The sequence below is a fragment of the Runella sp. CRIBMP genome, assembly GCF_009905605.1.
GTDB lineage: Bacteria > Bacteroidota > Bacteroidia > Cytophagales > Spirosomataceae > Runella.
The window spans coordinates 142,248-160,245 of sequence record NZ_JAAAKZ010000002.1; the positions used below are offsets into that span (position 1 = coordinate 142,248).

General features: G+C 47.4%; 15 protein-coding genes. 13 read left to right on the plus strand and 2 right to left on the minus strand.

Annotated elements, in window-relative coordinates; genetic code table 11:
* The 3 genes from GVN20_RS05730 to GVN20_RS05740 are packed head-to-tail and all read left to right on the plus strand — an operon-like array spanning position 1 to position 8,142.
* The gene (locus GVN20_RS05730; RefSeq protein ID WP_166557423.1) at positions 1-4,641 is read left to right on the plus strand and encodes a PA14 domain-containing protein; all 4,641 of its coding nucleotides are present in this window, start codon (positions 1-3) and stop codon (positions 4,639-4,641) included.
* A gap of 1 nt (position 4,642) precedes the next feature.
* On the plus strand, positions 4,643-6,283 hold the full coding sequence (locus tag GVN20_RS05735) for a hypothetical protein (protein WP_166557424.1): 1,641 nt from the start codon (positions 4,643-4,645) through the stop codon (positions 6,281-6,283).
* Positions 6,284-6,288: 5 nt separating this feature from the next.
* Positions 6,289-8,142 (plus strand): hypothetical protein, encoded by a 1,854-nt coding sequence (locus GVN20_RS05740; RefSeq protein ID WP_166557425.1) that lies wholly within the window; start codon positions 6,289-6,291, stop codon positions 8,140-8,142.
* A 146-nt stretch (positions 8,143-8,288) separates the two neighbouring features.
* Here GVN20_RS05740 and GVN20_RS05745 read toward each other — a convergent pair whose 3' ends face one another.
* Complete coding sequence (locus tag GVN20_RS05745; RefSeq protein WP_166557426.1) at positions 8,289-8,441, minus strand: hypothetical protein; 153 nt, start codon at positions 8,439-8,441, stop codon at positions 8,289-8,291.
* A gap of 19 nt (positions 8,442-8,460) precedes the next feature.
* On the opposite strand from GVN20_RS05745, the gene GVN20_RS05750 reads away from it, so the two are divergent.
* Genes GVN20_RS05750 through GVN20_RS05765 form a run of 4 tightly spaced genes read left to right on the plus strand, consistent with a single transcriptional unit; the run spans position 8,461 to position 9,709 of the window.
* Complete coding sequence (locus GVN20_RS05750; protein WP_166557427.1) at positions 8,461-8,721, plus strand: hypothetical protein; 261 nt, start codon at positions 8,461-8,463, stop codon at positions 8,719-8,721.
* A complete protein-coding gene (locus GVN20_RS05755; protein ID WP_166557428.1) occupies positions 8,705-9,103 on the plus strand; it encodes a DUF5675 family protein in 399 nt (132 codons plus the stop codon). The genes GVN20_RS05750 and GVN20_RS05755 overlap by 17 nt, the downstream gene beginning before the upstream one ends.
* Positions 9,100-9,357, plus strand: coding sequence for a hypothetical protein (locus GVN20_RS05760; protein ID WP_166557429.1), 258 nt, complete (start codon positions 9,100-9,102; stop codon positions 9,355-9,357). Before GVN20_RS05755 ends, GVN20_RS05760 begins: the two co-directional genes overlap by 4 nt.
* Positions 9,358-9,409: 52 nt before the next feature.
* The gene (locus GVN20_RS05765; RefSeq protein ID WP_166557430.1) at positions 9,410-9,709 is read left to right on the plus strand and encodes a hypothetical protein; all 300 of its coding nucleotides are present in this window, start codon (positions 9,410-9,412) and stop codon (positions 9,707-9,709) included.
* A 71-nt stretch (positions 9,710-9,780) separates the two neighbouring features.
* Here the strand turns inward: GVN20_RS05765 and GVN20_RS05770 are convergent, their stop codons facing one another.
* Positions 9,781-10,224: a hypothetical protein gene (locus tag GVN20_RS05770; RefSeq protein ID WP_166557431.1), complete on the minus strand. Its 444-nt coding sequence runs from the start codon at positions 10,222-10,224 to the stop codon at positions 9,781-9,783.
* A 126-nt stretch (positions 10,225-10,350) separates the two neighbouring features.
* On the opposite strand from GVN20_RS05770, the gene GVN20_RS05775 reads away from it, so the two are divergent.
* The 6 genes from GVN20_RS05775 to GVN20_RS05800 all read left to right on the plus strand — a co-directional run bounded on the left by GVN20_RS05775 (position 10,351) and on the right by GVN20_RS05800 (position 17,982).
* A complete protein-coding gene (locus tag GVN20_RS05775) occupies positions 10,351-12,375 on the plus strand; it encodes a hypothetical protein (protein ID WP_166557432.1) in 2,025 nt (674 codons plus the stop codon).
* A 7-nt stretch (positions 12,376-12,382) separates the two neighbouring features.
* Positions 12,383-12,886, plus strand: a complete 504-nt coding sequence (locus GVN20_RS05780) for a hypothetical protein (RefSeq protein ID WP_166557433.1) — start codon at positions 12,383-12,385, stop codon at positions 12,884-12,886.
* Positions 12,887-12,893: 7 nt separating this feature from the next.
* Complete coding sequence (locus GVN20_RS05785) at positions 12,894-16,100, plus strand: phage tail tape measure protein (RefSeq protein WP_166557434.1); 3,207 nt, start codon at positions 12,894-12,896, stop codon at positions 16,098-16,100.
* 39 nt (positions 16,101-16,139) lie between these two features.
* A complete protein-coding gene (locus tag GVN20_RS05790) occupies positions 16,140-16,346 on the plus strand; it encodes a hypothetical protein (protein ID WP_166557435.1) in 207 nt (68 codons plus the stop codon).
* Between the two features lie 25 nt (positions 16,347-16,371).
* Positions 16,372-16,911, plus strand: a complete 540-nt coding sequence (locus tag GVN20_RS05795) for a hypothetical protein (RefSeq protein ID WP_166557436.1) — start codon at positions 16,372-16,374, stop codon at positions 16,909-16,911.
* A 255-nt stretch (positions 16,912-17,166) separates the two neighbouring features.
* On the plus strand, positions 17,167-17,982 hold the full coding sequence (locus GVN20_RS05800; protein ID WP_166557437.1) for a serine protease: 816 nt from the start codon (positions 17,167-17,169) through the stop codon (positions 17,980-17,982).
* Positions 17,983-17,998: the final 16 nt, after the last annotated feature.

The following is a 17,998-nucleotide window of genomic DNA, read 5'->3' on the forward strand; positions in this document are numbered from 1 at the left end:
ATGGCCAATAAAATCATTGTTGTTTCGGAAGATAAAAAGGGGCAGAAAGAAAGAAGCTTTGAAAAAGTTTTTGATGAGGATCTGGATGCTTATCTGAATCGGGGCGTGCTCACACCCCCTATCAACCTTTTGGAGCTTCCCAAGATTGGGATTTGGCGCATTGATGAAGACTCTTGGGATGGGTTTGATTATCCGCCGAGTGAGTGTATTCCCCATGGCAATATTGAGAAAAGAACCAATGGTTCTGATGAAATTCTGGTTTTCGTAGACGATAACCAGTTTACGGCCGAGCTGCGCAAGATTAACGGTGAGTGGCAGATTGATGATGATAATAATCCTGGTGGTTGGGAGTATTTGCCCACGCTGCCCGTGGAGCAGTACAATGAAGAGGGAGAGCAGCTTGGGATAACGGGATTTATGAAGGGCGGTAAATTTATGGGCATGGCCCAGTTTGCCATCAAGCCAGGCGAAAAATTCAAAGGCTTGCTTCCGCGCGATACGATTATTTCGGGAGTTCCCGTGCCTGACAATGGTCAGCCTTTTGCTTCCATCAACGGCACTTATATTTTTTACGTTCCTGATTGGGATGCCATTAGCGATGGCCCCCAAAACCTCAAGGGCCCTGGGTTTTTGAAGGTGAGCTATTACGATGGTATTGTACACTTTCAGGCTTTCGATTTTACCGATGGTGAGACAAATTTTGCCTACGCTACCATTCCAGGAGCGGGGCAGGCCATGACCACGTGGCGGATTGATACGGATATTTTTTGCACGATTGAAAGGCTTGAAAATACGCTACTCCTATATGCCCTCAAAGGGCATAATCACGATGATCGCCACTACGTAAAATCGGAAATTAGGACTATCCTGTTGGAGTACAAATTGGCTGAGTGGTTCCCTGAAATTTCGGAAGTGAAGGGTCTGGCAGTATCACTGGCCAATAAACTGGACGTTGGTCTTTTTCAGAGCGCCTTACCAGTTGATGCGATTGTTTTGGGCGCGGGCGGTGTGCCCGTGGCGGCTGACCTGACGGATGCTTACACCACTACGGTGGCGCTCGTAAACGCAAAAGAGGGCGTTGCTTACACTACCGTGATTGAGGATATTTCGCTGATTTACCCACGCGGGGCCGAAAATAAGCGGATTGCGGCGGTAGCATCAGGCCGTTGGATGGGGTTTTCGGGCGCCATCGTTGGCGGTTCGGGGGCAAACCTTACGATTTCAGGTACACCCACCAGTGCGGGCGTGGTGATGATTTCGCTAGATTTCATCTGGACGATTGCGGGCATGGAGCGGCGCGAACAGCGCATATTGTTCCTGACGGTCGAGCCTGCGGCGACCACCATTACCGCGCCCAATGCACCAACTGGACTTACGGCCACGGCGATTTCTACTTCACAAATTAATCTTTCGTGGGTGGATAATGCCACCAATGAGGCGGTGCAGGAATTGCAGCGTAGCATCTACGCAGATTTTACCGACGCGGTGAAAATCGCCACTGTTAATGCTAACGTAACGGACTATCAAGACAAAGTGGGCTTGCTTCCTGGCGTTAACTATCACTACCGTGTTAGGGCTTCCAACAGCACTGACAATAGCGCGTGGGCTAATGCCAACGCTACTACGCTTAGTGAGCCGGTAATTACCTCAGGGCTGCACGCTAATTATTACGACACGGTTAATATCCGGGCGCTGGGTGCGGCGGCTACGGCTCGTACCGACAATACCATTAATTTCGACGTAACCAACGATGCTCCTGCGGGTGCAGCGGTGACAACGGGCGCTTTTATTGTACGCTGGTCGGGCAAAATCAAACCTCCAGTATCGGGTAGCTATCAGTTTAGCTTCGGTACAAATGCCCGCACGCGCATCTATTTTGGCGGGGTATTGGTGGTGAATTCTTTCGAGTCGGATGCTCTAAGGACGCTAGTGTTTACAAGGACGATTGCGGCCAACGAAGAGGTACCGATTTTGATTGAGTATCTCCAAAATAACGATGATACTTACGCGCGTTTGGGCTACCAAAACGGCGCTACCGATACGGTGGTACCAACGACTTGGCTCATTGCGGAAAACATTGCTCCGCTGGCCATTCCCGTGCTGACGGTGGCGGCGTTGGATGCTGATAGTATTCGATTGTCATGGACGCTTACGGCGGATCCTGATAACTACGAGGTTTTTGGGGGCTTGGATAGTACCAGTGCACTGCCAATTCTTGACAACATCACGGCCACTGGTACAGCTCGTACGGTCGATGTCAACGGCTTGACTTCTGGCCTGACGTTCTTTTTTGAAATAAGGAGTAAGAAAAACGGCATTTACAGCGAGCTGTCCAACCGCGCAAGTGCGTCGACGCCCTTGGCGAGTGAACGGCCCAAAAATGCCGCACCTGTGCTGATTAGTCGCTCATTGGTTAACCCTACTCAGCTTACGATTGGTTTTCAGGATAATAATTCTGGATCCACCGAAACCTATGGATTTCGGTTTCAGCAGGTGAACACAACCGCCTGGAAATACCTCAATAGCTCGTCGGGCCTTTCGGATAATGCGGCCGACATGGATTTTCGTTCGTACCCTTTTGAGGGTACTTTAAGAACGCTGGTGCTCGCCAATGACTTTTTTTCTAATAAGCTCATAAGGGTTGAAATTATCGTCGAGAAAGATGATGTGCTTTCGGAGTGGGCAGGAGCGCAAGAAACGGCGGGGCCTGTTCAGAATCAGTTTCCAGATGTGATGTACATGGAGGCCTTTGAGGTGGTGAAAGACCCCACTACTGGCCTTTGGTACGACGCCAAGGCGGAAACCGACAACGCCTCTTTTCATAATTTCTACTTGTGCGAAGATCGGCCCGAATTGCTACTCAACGATGATGGCAGCCCGAAAGCCTTTAGGGGTGTGGCCTTGCCTGATTATGCTTACCTGATGTTCAGAAAGCTACGCCTCAACAAAGGCGTATACCCTGTGTATCAAAAGTGGATGTCGAGTGCTTGGTTGAGCAATATCACGGGTGGTACGCCTTCTTATGTGCAGTACTGCGCCCAAAACGTTGTTCGCACATTTGATGAGAGCGTTATTGGTGGCCCTGATGATGATGGCCCTGAAGACCCACAGCCTAACGACAGAACAGGTATTCAGAATACGGCCTACTCGTTTCTTATCAATTTGTACACAATGAGTTATACAAATTGGCGAACTACGCAAATAAAGCAGATGGCCGATGCTCATGTGGCGGCGGGTTTTAAGGCGATTCAACTTTCATTTTCGCCCTACAAAGTGTGGAATAACTACGTGTCGGCAGGGGCGTTTAATGCGGACAGCCTTACGTGGGACTGGTCGAAAATCAGCGACATTATCAACTACGTGTGCAACACCAAGGGCCTTAAGCTAATTGTTCGGTTGTTTCCTGACATGAGCGATTATTCGCTGACTACTTTGGCCGCCAATGCCGATACGCCCGACCTTACTGCTGCGTGGGGAAGCTACTTTGACAAAAATTCTGTAGGCTCAATCATGGGCTTGAAGATTGATAATTACAGTACTCCGCCCTGGCTTTTGTTTCGTCGTTTTTGCGCGGCATTTAGGGCGCAGTACAATAACTACTGGAATACTGGTAAGATACTCATATGGGAGTTCGCGACTAACAACAACCAAGAGGGGCAGATTTTTCCTGATTCTACCACGATTTCATATCCTAACTACGTGGAGTACGTCAACCGCACCGAGCAGATGTATGAAATGGGGCAAGTGATGCTGGGCGAAATGGCAGGTTGGGAAGATGGGCAATGGAACGTAGGTAGTTGGATCAATGACGGCTATCAGCTTAAAGGCAATACCATGGGCTACAATCGGTATACGGCTGGTTTTCGGGGAATGCGTGGTAATCATGATTCTAACTGGAGTCCTGAGCTGCGAGATTTTCATGATATAATCATGTACACGCGGAAGCAGAAAGGTACAAATCGTTTTTATTCCGTCGAATACTTTGTTAAGGACAATCTGACCGAGCCAGCCGCAATGACTGCCGCAATAAAGCGCAGCATGAACAATGGTGCTTGGTTGGTAGGGTTTGTGTACGCGGATGACGACTTTAGCAAGGTGCTTAATTACATTATTGACATGGGTACCCGCCTGGGAACGGATTATCGTACACGAGCACTGGCAACTCCAACGGTTAACCCAACCGAGAATGTGTTTAGCTTGAAAACGGCTTGGACACAAAGCCCCGTAAGCGGCCACAACTTGATGGTAGCGGCATTTAATAACTACCGAAATGCCAACGGCAATCCGCAGTTTATCGGGGTTGATTATACGATACCTAATGCGCCCGTGATTGATGTAGTTAGATATAATTCTAATACAATCGACGTAAAAGTTGCCGATACCAATACAGGTAAGACCGATTTCTTTGAAATCAACTTCCGTGAAGTGGGTACTTCTGCTTGGTATACGCTCAACAATACAGGTACGCTGACCTTGAGTAATTCTACGCCGCTTCTTAGCCAGCAAGCCAACAACAATAATACATGGAATTATACCCAGGTGGTTACGAACAGTCTGTTTGTGGGCAAAACCATCGAGGCCAGAGCGCGCGCTTGGGTTAATGATATTCCTTCACCTTGGTCAACCATTGTTCCTGAATAATATGGCACATATAACAACCTATTCTGAAAAGAAACTTAACCCCGATATTCGGGGAACGTGGTACTCCAACTACGACGGGAATAACTTTCCTTCGTTGACGCTAGCCCCTTGGCACATCGCGGGGATTGTATGGTATCTTGATTCGATTGGCTGGTCGGGAACCAAAGCCAAAGGCTTAACCCACCTTTACGGCGGTGGTGGTGGTAGCACCAAGGATGAATACGCCTGGACTGAACTTGCCAATATTTTTGGCTCACGGAGTGATACCATTGAGTACGGCATGGATTACAGTGTGGTGCCTCCGGTACCCAAAATATACGCCATCCCTAACGATGCCGAGGCTTATGCTGCGGGTTATGCCGTCGCGGGAAATTACACCCGTTTTTCGGTCTTTACGGATGAGTTTTGTGATGGCGGGAGCGTGATACCGCCCAACGCCTACTACAAAGTAATGAGACAGTTTTACCGGGGTTTTATGGACCGTTTGGGAAACCCCATCCCTGCTAACCACAACGTTTTTGGCGGGTACATGGGCTGGCAGAACAGCATCACACCGGGTAAATTTAACATGAATATTGGCGGGTACGAATCGGCTCCACTCGACCCTTATTTTGTAAATGGGCTAAAATCTCAGGCGGGTGCCAGAAAAAAGATTGTGCATAATTACCAAACTGGTGCCAAAGATACCTCGCAGGACTTTGATTTTTTTGCCTACGGTCTGCAAAATTCGCTTAACCTGCCAACCATGTGCTATAACGGCATGAACGAGCCAGATGAGTCGCATGTGGCGCTGTCGTATATGAACGAAATGCAGCGCAAAATGATGGCTGGCATTGAAAAAACGATTGCGTTTATGAGTACCTGGTCGGAATCGGTGACGCTACCGACCGACACGCCCGGTAGGATGTCGCCGTGGGTGTTGGAGCGACCTGACTCGGGTGAAGGTGACTATTTTGCCCTTAAAGACCACCACGTAACGCCCACTTGGACGATTTCGTTTGTGTCGTTTATGTCGCACGTAGTGGCCAACGGCTGGATGTTATGGGACGGCGACCGCTACGCCATGTCGAAAGATGCCAAGGTTCTGACCCGCAATGCCTTTTTAGAGTCTTTTGACGCTACCGAAAAGCGTTACAGCTGGAAATCCCCTGCGGGTAGGCCCATGCCTAATCGGCCAGTAGAAACGACCGCACCAAAGCATCCATTTCGGCCTACATCGGTGCAGGATATTGCCATCGACAATCTTACGATGGTACAAATCATGGAGGAATTTAGGGCGGCGGGGGCGCATCCTATGCACCTCGACTATACCACTACCTACCGCGATAAGCCTGGCACCGCGATGGTAACCGAAAACGTAGGGGCGGTATCGGGCACTTTAGGCAAACACGTAATCACCCGGCATAAGCGCAACAACTACGGGCAAATCACCGTGCTCCAACTAGCCGACAAAAAGAAGGGCCTGTGCATCGGCGCAGAAATCGGCGACCGATGGTGGATATATTATTTTAATGGTTACCGCTCACCGCTTCAGTTTACGGAGGAGGAGGGTGCGGAGCGCATCATTGCCACGCTGCCATCAGGGCGAACTGTTGATTTGAAACTAAGAAACGGACGAACCTCTCACTTTTTATACCGATAGTAACAATGAAAAAATTACTGATTCTATTATTCTTATTGCCTTTCTCGCTCTTGGCGCAAAAAATGAACGGGGTGTATACTCGTTCGGAGTTAACCACACAAAAACCTCCCCAATGTACCACTTGCTTGGTGATTGAAGGAGATAGCGTAGGGCTATTTGTCTACGATAAAAACGATGATTCGTCCCTAGCCAGTGCTGATATTATTGTGAACACGCAAAAAAATTGGCGGTGGAAACGGGCGCGATATGCGGGAGCCATCAACTTCGGAAATGCCTCTTACTACACTAAGGCGCAGCTCGACCCAATTTTAAACATCAAAATAAATAGTGGAAATCCTGGTCCTTATTCTAGTAACTATATCACAATGTATGGTTCAAATAACTCACTATATGCAAGTACTATATTTCAAGCTAACGGGAAAATTGGAATAAATACTAGTAATCCAGAAGTGCAGTTACATGTCAACGGGGATGCTAAGGTTAGAACAATTAAGTCTTGGATGAGGCATGACATAGAAGGTGCTCAAATTGGTGGAGACGAAAACTGGAATTTGGCGGGAATTACCTTCGGAAACTGGATGAACCCAACAGGCTCGGTTCCAAATATTACGGGAGGAAGTGTAGGTGATTGGAATATGGATGATCCATACATGTACCTGCGCGGGAAAAAAGGCGTAGTAATCAGCTCAGGAAACGACAATTTTGGAAACACTGCTGGCATTTTCGTCGATACGCTGAGACGCGTCGGCATTCGCCGTACAACGCCCACGTACACCCTCGACGTAGGGGGGACGATGCGAAGCGATTCTAATACGTATGTAGCAGCCGTTACAGGTGGGCTTGTCGTAGGGACGGCAGCCTACGACGGATATAAGCTAGACGTAACCGGCTGGACGCGAACTAAAAACAATACTTTCCTTGCAACCAACGATGGAAGTGTTGGTGTTGGAACGATAACGCCAACTACAAAATTAGAAATCAAATCCCCTAGCGCAGAGATTGTTAGAATTAACACATCTACCACAAGCCAGCAGGGATATATAGGATTTTCTGAAAATGGAACATTGAAGCAGTCGCTTGGGCTTCAAACAGACAATACCTTTTTTCTATACGACAATGTCTATGCGCGTGATATGATTAAGACAACTGGAGCAGGAAACATTTCTTTTGTTCCGGGCTCTGGAAGTGTTGGTGTTGGTACAACATCACCTCTTGGAACTTTGCATCTGGTATCAAGCCTACCTGACCCATTTTTTATTGAACAGACTTCGACCACTGGCTACGCGCAGACAATCTATAAGGGCACCGCGCAAAAGTTCCAAACGGGCGTAGGGGGAGGAAGTGAAACGACATTTGGGGTTGCAAATAAGTTTTTTGTCTACGACGGAACCGCAGGTTTTATGCGGCTGGTGATAGACCCAGCTGGAAAGGTTGGCATTGGTACTAGTAACCCTATTGGTAGGCTGGATGTTCAAACCCCGCTAACTTCTACAACGCCTTTTTCTAACTTAATTGCTCGCGTAGCCTCCAACGCCACTAATGCCGATGCAACAATTAATTTCACAGACAACGCCACTTATAACTCATATATTGGTGCTGGCGGGGGCAGTATGTATTTCGCTACAAATGGCAGTACGGAACGGATGCGTATTGACCCCAACGGCCGCGTAGGTATCGGCACAGCTACGCCCGCAGCGAAACTAGACGTCAACGGCACAATGGTCCTCACCCCTGTAAGTGCTGCCACAGCTTCGGGATATATCCCAGCGGAAGGGCAAATCGTAATTGTGAATACGACCAACGGGACTTTTACCAGCCTTGGATTATGGAGTTACGCAAACGGAGCTTGGAGAAAATAAACCCCAAATTTTTCTTACATAAACTTAAAGTAATTGGCTGATTGATGTACTATCAATAGAGTCAGCTGATGGCTAATATTGGAGAAAATCTCAAGTACATGAAAACAATTGCTCACTACTCGGACGGCAGTCCTTTGTACCTTATTCTAACCTTTATAATGGGAGATATTCTTGCCAGAACTGTCGCCGTTGTGGGTGGCTTGTTTTTCGTAGTCAATCAGCTCTGGATTACCAAACGCCGAGTGGATATGCACCATGCGGGTTCCTGGAAAAAATTCGCTCAGTACTTCTACACGCAAAACCTAAAACCAAAAAAAAATGTCAATCAGGATCGAAAACCTCCTCAAGGGGAAGGTTAGCACTTTTAATGTGTTGGCGGTGATCATTACCACTGGGTATACATTCTGTGGTGTTTTTGCTACCATTTACCTGCTTACTCACATTAGCAAATTTGACAAGGAAGCTCTACGACTCATCTTTGATTTTGCCACCCAAAACAAAGAAATTATTCTGTTTGCACTTGGTTATTTAGCCCGTGGTCGAATCGAAAAATACATTGAAAATGCAACTCATCCTTAACCGAACCTACCACCCTAACTCCACGACGGGCAAAATCCTGTATGAAGGAAAGCAACTTTCGTTTTCGTTGGAGTTGCCTTGGAAAGACAACCAAGAAGGCATTTCGTGCTTGCCTGAGGCTGAGTATGAACTTGCCAAACGCTATTCGAAAAAACATGGTTGGCACCTCATTCTTAAAGGCACTTACCCGCGCGAACTGTGTCTAATCCATGAGGCTAATTATGTGCGTCAGCTTCGTGGGTGCATTGCTCCAGTGACCACGCTCGACGGCACCGAAACGGGTTGGAGAAGTGGGAAGGCCTGCGAAATAATTGAAAATTTGGTTTTCCCTGCCTTAGAACGAGGCGAGAAAGTAACCCTTAAAATCCAACACGAAAAATGAAAGCTACCCTGATTTCCTTGTGTATTAATATCGTTTTGGGCGGGCTCCTGTTGGTGGCGGTGAATGAGTGCAGCCACAATAAAGGCCGCTACCTCGACTACAAAACCCAGTATGAATTTAGGGGTAGGATTGTGGATAGCCTGCGCAATCAGGCTGCAATCGAATGCGAAAAAAGAATTGAAAAAGCACTTAACCGAAACCATACCTATGAAAATGATACTCGCAGGCCTGTTAAGCCTGATTTTCTTAAGTAGCCAGGCGCAGAGCTTCAGCGTAAGGGCTGAGATCGATCGGGCAGGAAGGCAGATGATTGATAGGCACGCGGCGGCTTTGCCCGATACCTGCCTATCGAAAGCGCAGATATTGGCCGCCAAAATGTACGTCGATGATCTGGAGGACCGATACGGAAAAGCCCTTCAAGATATATCGTTGTTGGAATTTCGGGTTGATCAGCGCGGTGAGCGCATCAGCGCCCTGGAGAGCACCAATCAGGGTCTTCAGACCAAGGTGCAGGATTACGAAAAAAATCAGGGAGTGGCGGGCTGGGTATGTGCCGCGCTCGGTGCCGCAGCTGCGGCGGCGGCCATGCTGCTCATTGGACATTAATTATTTTTTTGTGAACTAAAAAGAAACCCGCAGAGCCTTGCCCTGCGGGTTTTTCGTTGTCTAAAATTCTGTCATCGTCGTATGACGTAAGGCCCTGCCCAAATTTTAGTCGTACTTAGGCCCGTTGTGCCCGTAATCACCGCTCGAATGTCGGTGTAATACCCCGCAGGTAATTCAATGGTGAAGGATTGGGTGGCGGCGTTGGTGACGGAGTAGGTAGCAGAGGGAATGTCGGTCCAACCTGCCGAGCTATTTAGGCGCTTTTGGAATTTGACCGCTGCCGCTAGCGTGCCGCTGGTGCGGTCGGTGGTGCCAGTAACGGTAATACCATCGACGTAAATTCCACCCAGACTAAGGTCGGCATTGTCGACGGCCGTGGTGTAGATCGTGTTGGTGTCTTTGCCCGTTACGGCGTTGAGAAATTTTAGGTCGTTGCGATTTCGGAATTGTGCTTCGGCCGTGAGAGTAGCGCATAGGCAGAAAATGCCCAAGGCAATGCTTAATAACTTTTTCATTAAGTGTTAAGGTTTGGGTTAAACTTAGGTTTGGGTAATACAACAGACTAAATAACGTCAAGTTGGGCGTTATCGTGTCCCTTCGTCGTGGCCGTTTGTGCATTTTCTTCGTTGAAAAAAGGGACAATGATCGAAATTCAAAACGAGCGTGGCCAGCTGCTTAATCTGTATAAAGATACCACCATCGAAAACGAAATCAATTCATGGCTCCTGAGCGAAGATGATTCTTTGCCGGGTAGCTACACGCTGCCTTTTCGGTTTCCCATTACTGGCAACGAATCTTTTTTGGGGCATAAGCACCGCCCTGAAGCGGGTGGTTTTTCGGGAATTTCGGTTACGCTCAGCGTGAATGGCCTGCCGATGGGCGCGGCAGTACTGCGTTTTCGGGTCAATAACCAGGACGGCGATGGCATTTTGTTTTTTGATGGTGGCGAGGTAGCCGCCAAGCTCAAATCAAAATTCATCTACGATGCAGTCTACAATAGCAGCTATGTGCTGTGTGGCACCCATGCCGACCTACCCGATGCCATGCTCCGCACCGTAGATCCACTGACAAATCCATGGCCATTCGTGTTTTTTCCCGTACTCAACGAGGAGTTTTGTGATCCAACTTATGAAAACCCCGCCTATAACCACCAGAAATACATTAACAGCTGGGAAACCTTGTTTGTGAGCAAGTTTGTGCCCGATACCGTCAGCACCATTGGAAGGCCGATTGTGCCGTTTTTTTACCTCACGTGGGTAATCAGGGAGGTATGTTCGTACCTGGGCTTCACGGCCGAAGGCCCTTGGCTGGAACTGCCTGAGGTGAAATCTTTGGTGATGTACAACGAAGTGGCCATGGATACTTCAGGACTTTGGGCGAGCTTCACGGCTTTTGCGCGTTTTCATGTGTGGCCAATGAAAATCAGTGATTTTTTCAAGCTTTTGCGCGACGATATGGGCGTGGGTGTGTATTTTGACCAAACGCGCGGCGTAGTTAATTTTCATGCTTTTGTAGATCAATCCGCTGCGGCCGAATCTTTTGATTTTTCGCCCAACCTCTTGAAAGGCTACGTATCGGACCCCATCAGCCAGACGGGCGTGGCCATCCAATTTCCGCGCGATACGGGCGATGGTTACGAGAAAGAATTGCCACCCATACCCGATTTTGAAATCGGTACCGCTGAAGATTCCATCAGCCTCACCCTCGGCACCCTGCCCATGACGGCCGTAAAAAGGCCCTCACCACTCGGAGCAGTACTGGAAGCCCTCGGCTCAAAAGGTAGCCGTTGGTTGGTGCCGATTGCGCGGCGTCGGGGCGTGTCGCTCAATTCGGCCTACGCAGAGATGGGTATGTACGATGTGTCTTTTCCACCCAAGGCGGGCACGCCCAAGCTGCTTAGCTATTATGGAATGCAGCCCGATTCGTCGGGCACTTTGTACCCCTTCGGTAGCAGCTTGAGCCGCAACATGAACCAGGCACGATGCGGCGCCATGAGCCTCCAGCCCGACGAACCCGATAGCTTGTTCCACCGTTTTGTGAGGCCGTTTCATGAGTTTAAGGTTTTTTCTAAGCGTATCACGCTCAAATTCTTCCTAAAGTTGGGGGTTGTTTCCCGACTCAGGCTATGGCAAAAAATTGGCGTAGGCAGCGCCTCAATGGTGCATTTGCCGTACCTGATTTCACGCATTACCTATCAACTCCCCAGCATCGAAGGCAAGGTACTGGCCGAAGCGGTTTTGTATCCGCTCCTACCCCCATCGGCCGATTATGTGCCCAAGATTCCGACCGGGGCGGTTTGGGTGAGAATCGTTTTTGTGCCGATTGATGCCGAGGGCTTATACCCTGCTACGGTTGGGCTGTTTGTTGTGAAATTTCAGCTTTTCACCTCCCGAGAAGCGGTATTGGTGGCTACGAGCAACATTCCGCTTACACTGTTTTATCAGTACAAAACAACTGGATACGATGATGCTCTGGATGCAAGGGCAGAAAAGGAAGCCTTTGGCTCGGTGGTAGTGCCAGCAGGGCAGTTTGAAACGACGTTGGATATTCCACAGGCATTTTGGAAGAGCGATGATCCACAGTTTTGGGTGGCTTATCCTGACGAATACTACATCGTGCGTAGCAGCTTTCAGTTATTGCCAGGGGCAGGGTATCGAATCATATAACAATGCTATGGAATACAAAGACCTAGATATCAATCAACGAATTAATCTTAAAGCCACGCTTCAATTCTTTCAGAAATACGCCGTGAAAGATTGGCAAAGGCAGATTAATGCAAAAGTGTATCGTACCCGAGGCACTCGAATTTTGACCTCCGAATTTTATGAAGCATCAAGGATTCGGCTTCGCACGTACGCCCTAAAAAAAGAATGGGAAACAAGCTTAATTCAAAATGTTTCGGGCTTGAGCGTGGCCCGTTTTAAATTCCCGCTTCACGGTCGTTTCAATGATATGGGTGTAGGAAAGGGGACAGACTTCACAGACCAGCAGTATGGCCGTAGTCGTTATGGCCGACGCATTGGCGATGCTCCTGCGCGGAAGCCGACGCGCTGGTATTCCAAAACCAAAGGCTTCAATCAGCACCGATTGAGTGAAGTACTGGTAAAAAGATACGGTATGGGAATGGTGCAATTCATAGAAAATCAGCTCACGTTTACCGTGGGAATTAACCTATAGTTTAATTATGGCAGTAAGAAAAGAACAGGCCATTGTAGATCTAGTTATCAATGGCCGCGCCGCCGAGAAATCAATCAAAGATATTCAGAAGGCAACTTTTGAAACGGAGAAGCTGCTGCGCAATATGTCGAAGGCGGCCAACCCTGAGGAGTACGCCAAGCTTCAGAAAGAATTGATTAAGCTCCGAGGTGTAATGTCGGAATTCAACGCCGAGCTGAAGGTAAATGATGGCTGGTGGGGAAAGTTCAAATCCAACATGGGACAGATTGCCCTCGGTACATTGGGCGGTAATATCTTCACGGCCATCGGTACCATGATTGCGACAGCGTTGCCGAAATTCACGCAGAAAGCGGCCGAATACTCGGATACCGTGGCCAATGTTCAGAAAACTACCAAGTTGGCCGAGCAGCAGGTAGAGGAGTTGTTTGATGAAATAAAAGATATTGATACCCGATCCAGTACCCAAGAACTCCGTGACCTTGCAGCAATGGCAGGGAAATTGGGTGAAGATACCGAGAAAGGAGCAGAGGGGTTTGTTCGGGGTGCTGATGTAATCAACGTTGCACTCAAGGAGGACTTGGGCGGGAGCGCTGAGGAGGCAATCAACAAATTAGGGAAGCTTATTACGATTTTTGACCTCAAGCGTCAGTTTGGGATTGAAGATAGTTTCATCAAAGTAGGTTCAGTAATCAACGAATTGGGCGGAAACAGTGCCGCTTCTGAAGAATACATTGTCAATTTCACGACGCGCCTAGCTGGTATTGCCCCCGCCGCCAGAATCAGCATTTCTGAAGTGATGGGCTTGGCCGCCGTGATGGACGAGCAAGGCCAGAGTACCGAACTCGCCGCCACCAACATCGGCAAAATGCTTATTTCGTTGGGTAAGGATATTCCTTATTTCTCGAAAGTAGCGGGTATGAGCGTGAAAGACTTTACCCATCTGCTTAACACCAACGCCAACGAGGCCTTGCTTCGTGTAGTGGAAAGAGCCAAACAATCAGAAGGTGGATTGGGTAACCTGGCCAAGACCTTCAAAACGCTCGGCATCGACGGAACGGAAGGGGCGGCGGTGATCGGAGCGCTGGCCAATAACATCACCCGCGTGAGGGAGCAGCAGGCTATTGCCAATCGTGAGTTTGAAAATGGGCAAAGTATTCTTACCGAATATAACATCAAGAACAACAACAGTGCCGCCATTTGGGAGAAAGTAACCCGAAAGGTGGAAGGGTTTGTTTCTAGCGCCTTCAAACCATTGGGCGAAATGATCATCCGGATTTCGGGGGATTTGTTGGGCGTTACTTCGGAATTTGATAAGCTAAGTGAAAAAATTGAAGCTCAAAAAAGCAAAGTAAACAGCCTTGACAAAAACCTAACTCCGCTCCTAAACAAGTACGAAAGCCTGGCTTTGCAAGCAGCTTCAGGAAAAGATGTTCAGGGAGAGCTCAATCAGGTAGTGCAGCAGGTGGCGCAGATTATGCCGTCGGCCGTGACGGCTTGGGATTCTTACGGTCGAGCCATTGACATCAATAACATTAAGGCCCGTAATGCCATCGAAGACCATAAGGCCATGATGCGCTATCTCAACAAAGAGGGCATTAATGAACTTGAACAACAGCGTAACAACAATACTCAGGCCTACTATCAAACCATAAAAGACCTAAACTCTTCCAAGGTTACGCGGACTTTTGGCATTAACAGTTATGGCCAGGAAATTACCGCCGTTGTTGAAAAAACCGATGCCGACCAAAAACGATTGCTCCAAAAACTTGAAAAAATAAAGAAGGAACGGGTTGAAATCAACCGAACCATCAACGGTCTTTCGGGCTATGACAAATACTATACTGGTAAGAAAACATCACCTACGGCCAATGCTCCCGTGGTGACCCCTGCGGTTGGTGGCTCTTTTGAAGGGGATGGCGGAACTCCCAAAGAAAAGAAAGAAGTTGATGAGTTCAAACAACTCAAGGAAGAGTTGCGCAAGCTTAGAGAGGATGTAGTACTGGATGCCAAAACGGCAAACGAGCGCGAGCTCCAAACGGTAAAATTCAAGTACGACCGCCTGAGGGAAATGGCTAAGGGCAACATGGAGTACATAACTGAGCTCAACAAACTCGAAGACGCTGAACTACTGCGGGTGGGTGGCGACCAAGCCAAGAAGTACGAAGAGCAGCTGAAAAAATCCAATGAGAAATACCAGGAGCAAATTGCTGAAGCTGATAAGAAAGCCACGGAATTGGCCGAAAAACGGAGCGCGGCCATCATGGCCGTGGATGAGTATGCCGCTACCGAACAGCAACGCGAATTGGGAGCGGCCGACAAAAGATTCCAAACCCTGCTGGCTCAAGCTGAGGAGGTAGGTCTTACTGCTCAGGAAACATTGCCACTTTGGGAGGCGTATTGGCAGGCACGAGCCGCCATCGAAGACAAGTATTATACCGAGGCCAACGATAAAGCCAACAAGAAACGCCTTAATGAAATTGAGCAGCAAGGCCAGTTGATGGAAAACATCGGCAATATCTATGCAAGCTTCTTTGAAATAGCCGCTTCCAACGAAACCGAATTTGCCGAGTTTAAGAAAATTGCCACCCTGATTCAGATTGGCGCTGATACAGCTTCAGCTATCAGTAGCATGGTGGCCAAGGGAGCACTGACCAGTGCCACGCCCCTCGATGCTGCACTCAAAATTACGGCTGGTATCGGGGTGGTTTTGGCTAATATTGCCAAAGCAAAACAAGTACTTACTAAATCGGATAACCTAGAGAAACCTAACATACAACGAATGCCTGGTCGTGAGTCGGGGGGATCTACAGACTTGCTGAGCCTGTACCTTGATAATAGCGGAACCCCTCAGGGGTATGTGGATCGGCCGACGCTTTTTAACCTCGGCCCCCGATCTTGGGTAGGTGGCGAAAAGAAAAAGCGTGAGTATGTATTCAGCAACGCCATGCTTCAAAACCCCGTCTTTGCCAACTTCGCCGCCATGGCCGAAACCCTCAGGACCAGTGGGTTTGATTTTTCAAAAAACGCAGACATGAAAAACGCCCAGGGATCCGCAGGGAATGACGTGCTCTTTGAGCTAATAAGCGTGCTCATTGCCGAGACTCAGCGCAACACCGCAGCCGTTGAGAAATTTGCCGAAAAACCATGGAGCACCCGACGACTGGAAGATGCACAGGAATTACTAGATTATGCCCGTAACAGCACGAAGGCCTAATTTTTTTGTATTATTGTAGGTAAAACTACGTTATATACAATGAAGACAAAGGAGGAAATTCTTTACGATTTTACTGTGGCCTGTTTGCAGTCTCATAAGCTTGCGCGGAAAATTGAAGAATTGCAAAAAATAAAAGATGTGATTGATGCCAAAGCTAGGCAATCATTTCAGGTCTACGAAGATCGACTTAAACAGGAAGGTAACAATATTGAATTGCCCGAATTACCAATTGATTTAGAGCCATAACAGGCTAAAATTAAACCTGACCTTTTTGAAAAAGAGTAACCCGCCAACCGTTCAGCTTAGCCTGATGGTAGAGCCGGCTGTAGGCAAATACCTAACGCATACCCATCCGGGCCAATACGTTGTAAACGTAAAACACCCGCTGGGCTCGTGGATCGTAAATGCCCTTGCTCCCAAAAACACCACCAACCGCGTAGACATTGAAACGGTTTGGTTTAAGGAGCGTGCCGAAGTGCTTACCTATGAGTTTCGATTTGGAATGCCCATTTGGTACGTAAGCCAAATGGGCACTTATATTCCTGTGCAAAAAATGGTCTACTTCAATCGTTTTGTGCTTAACCTGATGTATGCCGAGTTGATGATGAACATCGTCTATCACCACGGTTTTCGGGCAGAAGATATGATTCAGGATTGCATTGTAGATTTCAGATCTAAGTACGACATTTTCGAGAAAGAATTCCCCGACGAGCGCCTTCGCAAAAAATACCTTCGCCTTCGCAAACGCTACGACCAAAACCAAAACTTCGCCACAATCTTTAACCCTGGTGAACTGCTTTGGAGATTGTAGAAAAGTACAGTTTTATTGGTCTATCTGTACAGTTTTTTTTGACTTAGATTGGTATACAGGTTTTCTGTACAAAATACGGGCTTTTAGGTGTACTTTTTTTTACATGGATGAGTATACATTTTCTGTACAATGAAACACTCGTTTGTTTGTACAGCCACGGAGAACAGGAGGAACTTACGTTTGGATGGATCACGAATAAATTTTATGAAAATTAAAGTAGTTAAGAAACATTATCTTTAAAACAAACACTTACCAATGAAAAAACTCTCTTCAATTGAACAAATCATCTATTCTACTGCACAGATCATTACAACCCAGCATGGTGGCCAAAAAAGTGCATCGACAGGATTCTTTTTTGCGCTCGACAATGAAGATCGGGAAAAGTCAATTTTTCTTATCACTAATAAACATGCGGTTGCAAATGCTGCTTTGTTACAGTTTGTTTTGAGGGCTGAAGATGATGAAGGAAATGCTATTGATACTCATTCGGTAGATGTTACCATAACAGATTTAAAAGATAAAATAATTTATCATCCTGATCCAAATGTTGATTTATGCGCTATTGATTCCAGACAGGCAATATCGAAATTATTAGCTCCTCCTTTTTTTAGTTATTTGACAGATGATATAGTCCCTACTGGAGAAACTATAAAAGAGTTTGACGCAATGGAAGAGATAATAATGATCGGATATCCCTCTTCTATCAGGGATGATGTCAATAACCGACCCATCATAAGAAAAGGTATAACGGCATCAGACCCAAAGATTAATTATAAGGGTAAGAAAGAGTTCTTAATTGACGCAGCTTGTTTTCATGGGTCAAGTGGATCCCCCGTTTTTATATATATAACCAAGCCATACTTGAACAAAGAAACTGGTCAATTAATTGTAGGTGCGCAAAGATTATATCTTGGAGGAATACTTCATTCAGGGCCAATGGCAAGTGTAAATGGCTCCTTTAATTTAAGAGGTTTGAATCCACCAGTAACGATTAAAATTCCTAATAATTTAGGATATATTATAAAAGCTGAATTAATTAAAGATCTGTCAGAAATTTATAGCTCCAAATAGTCTATAAACACTAGAG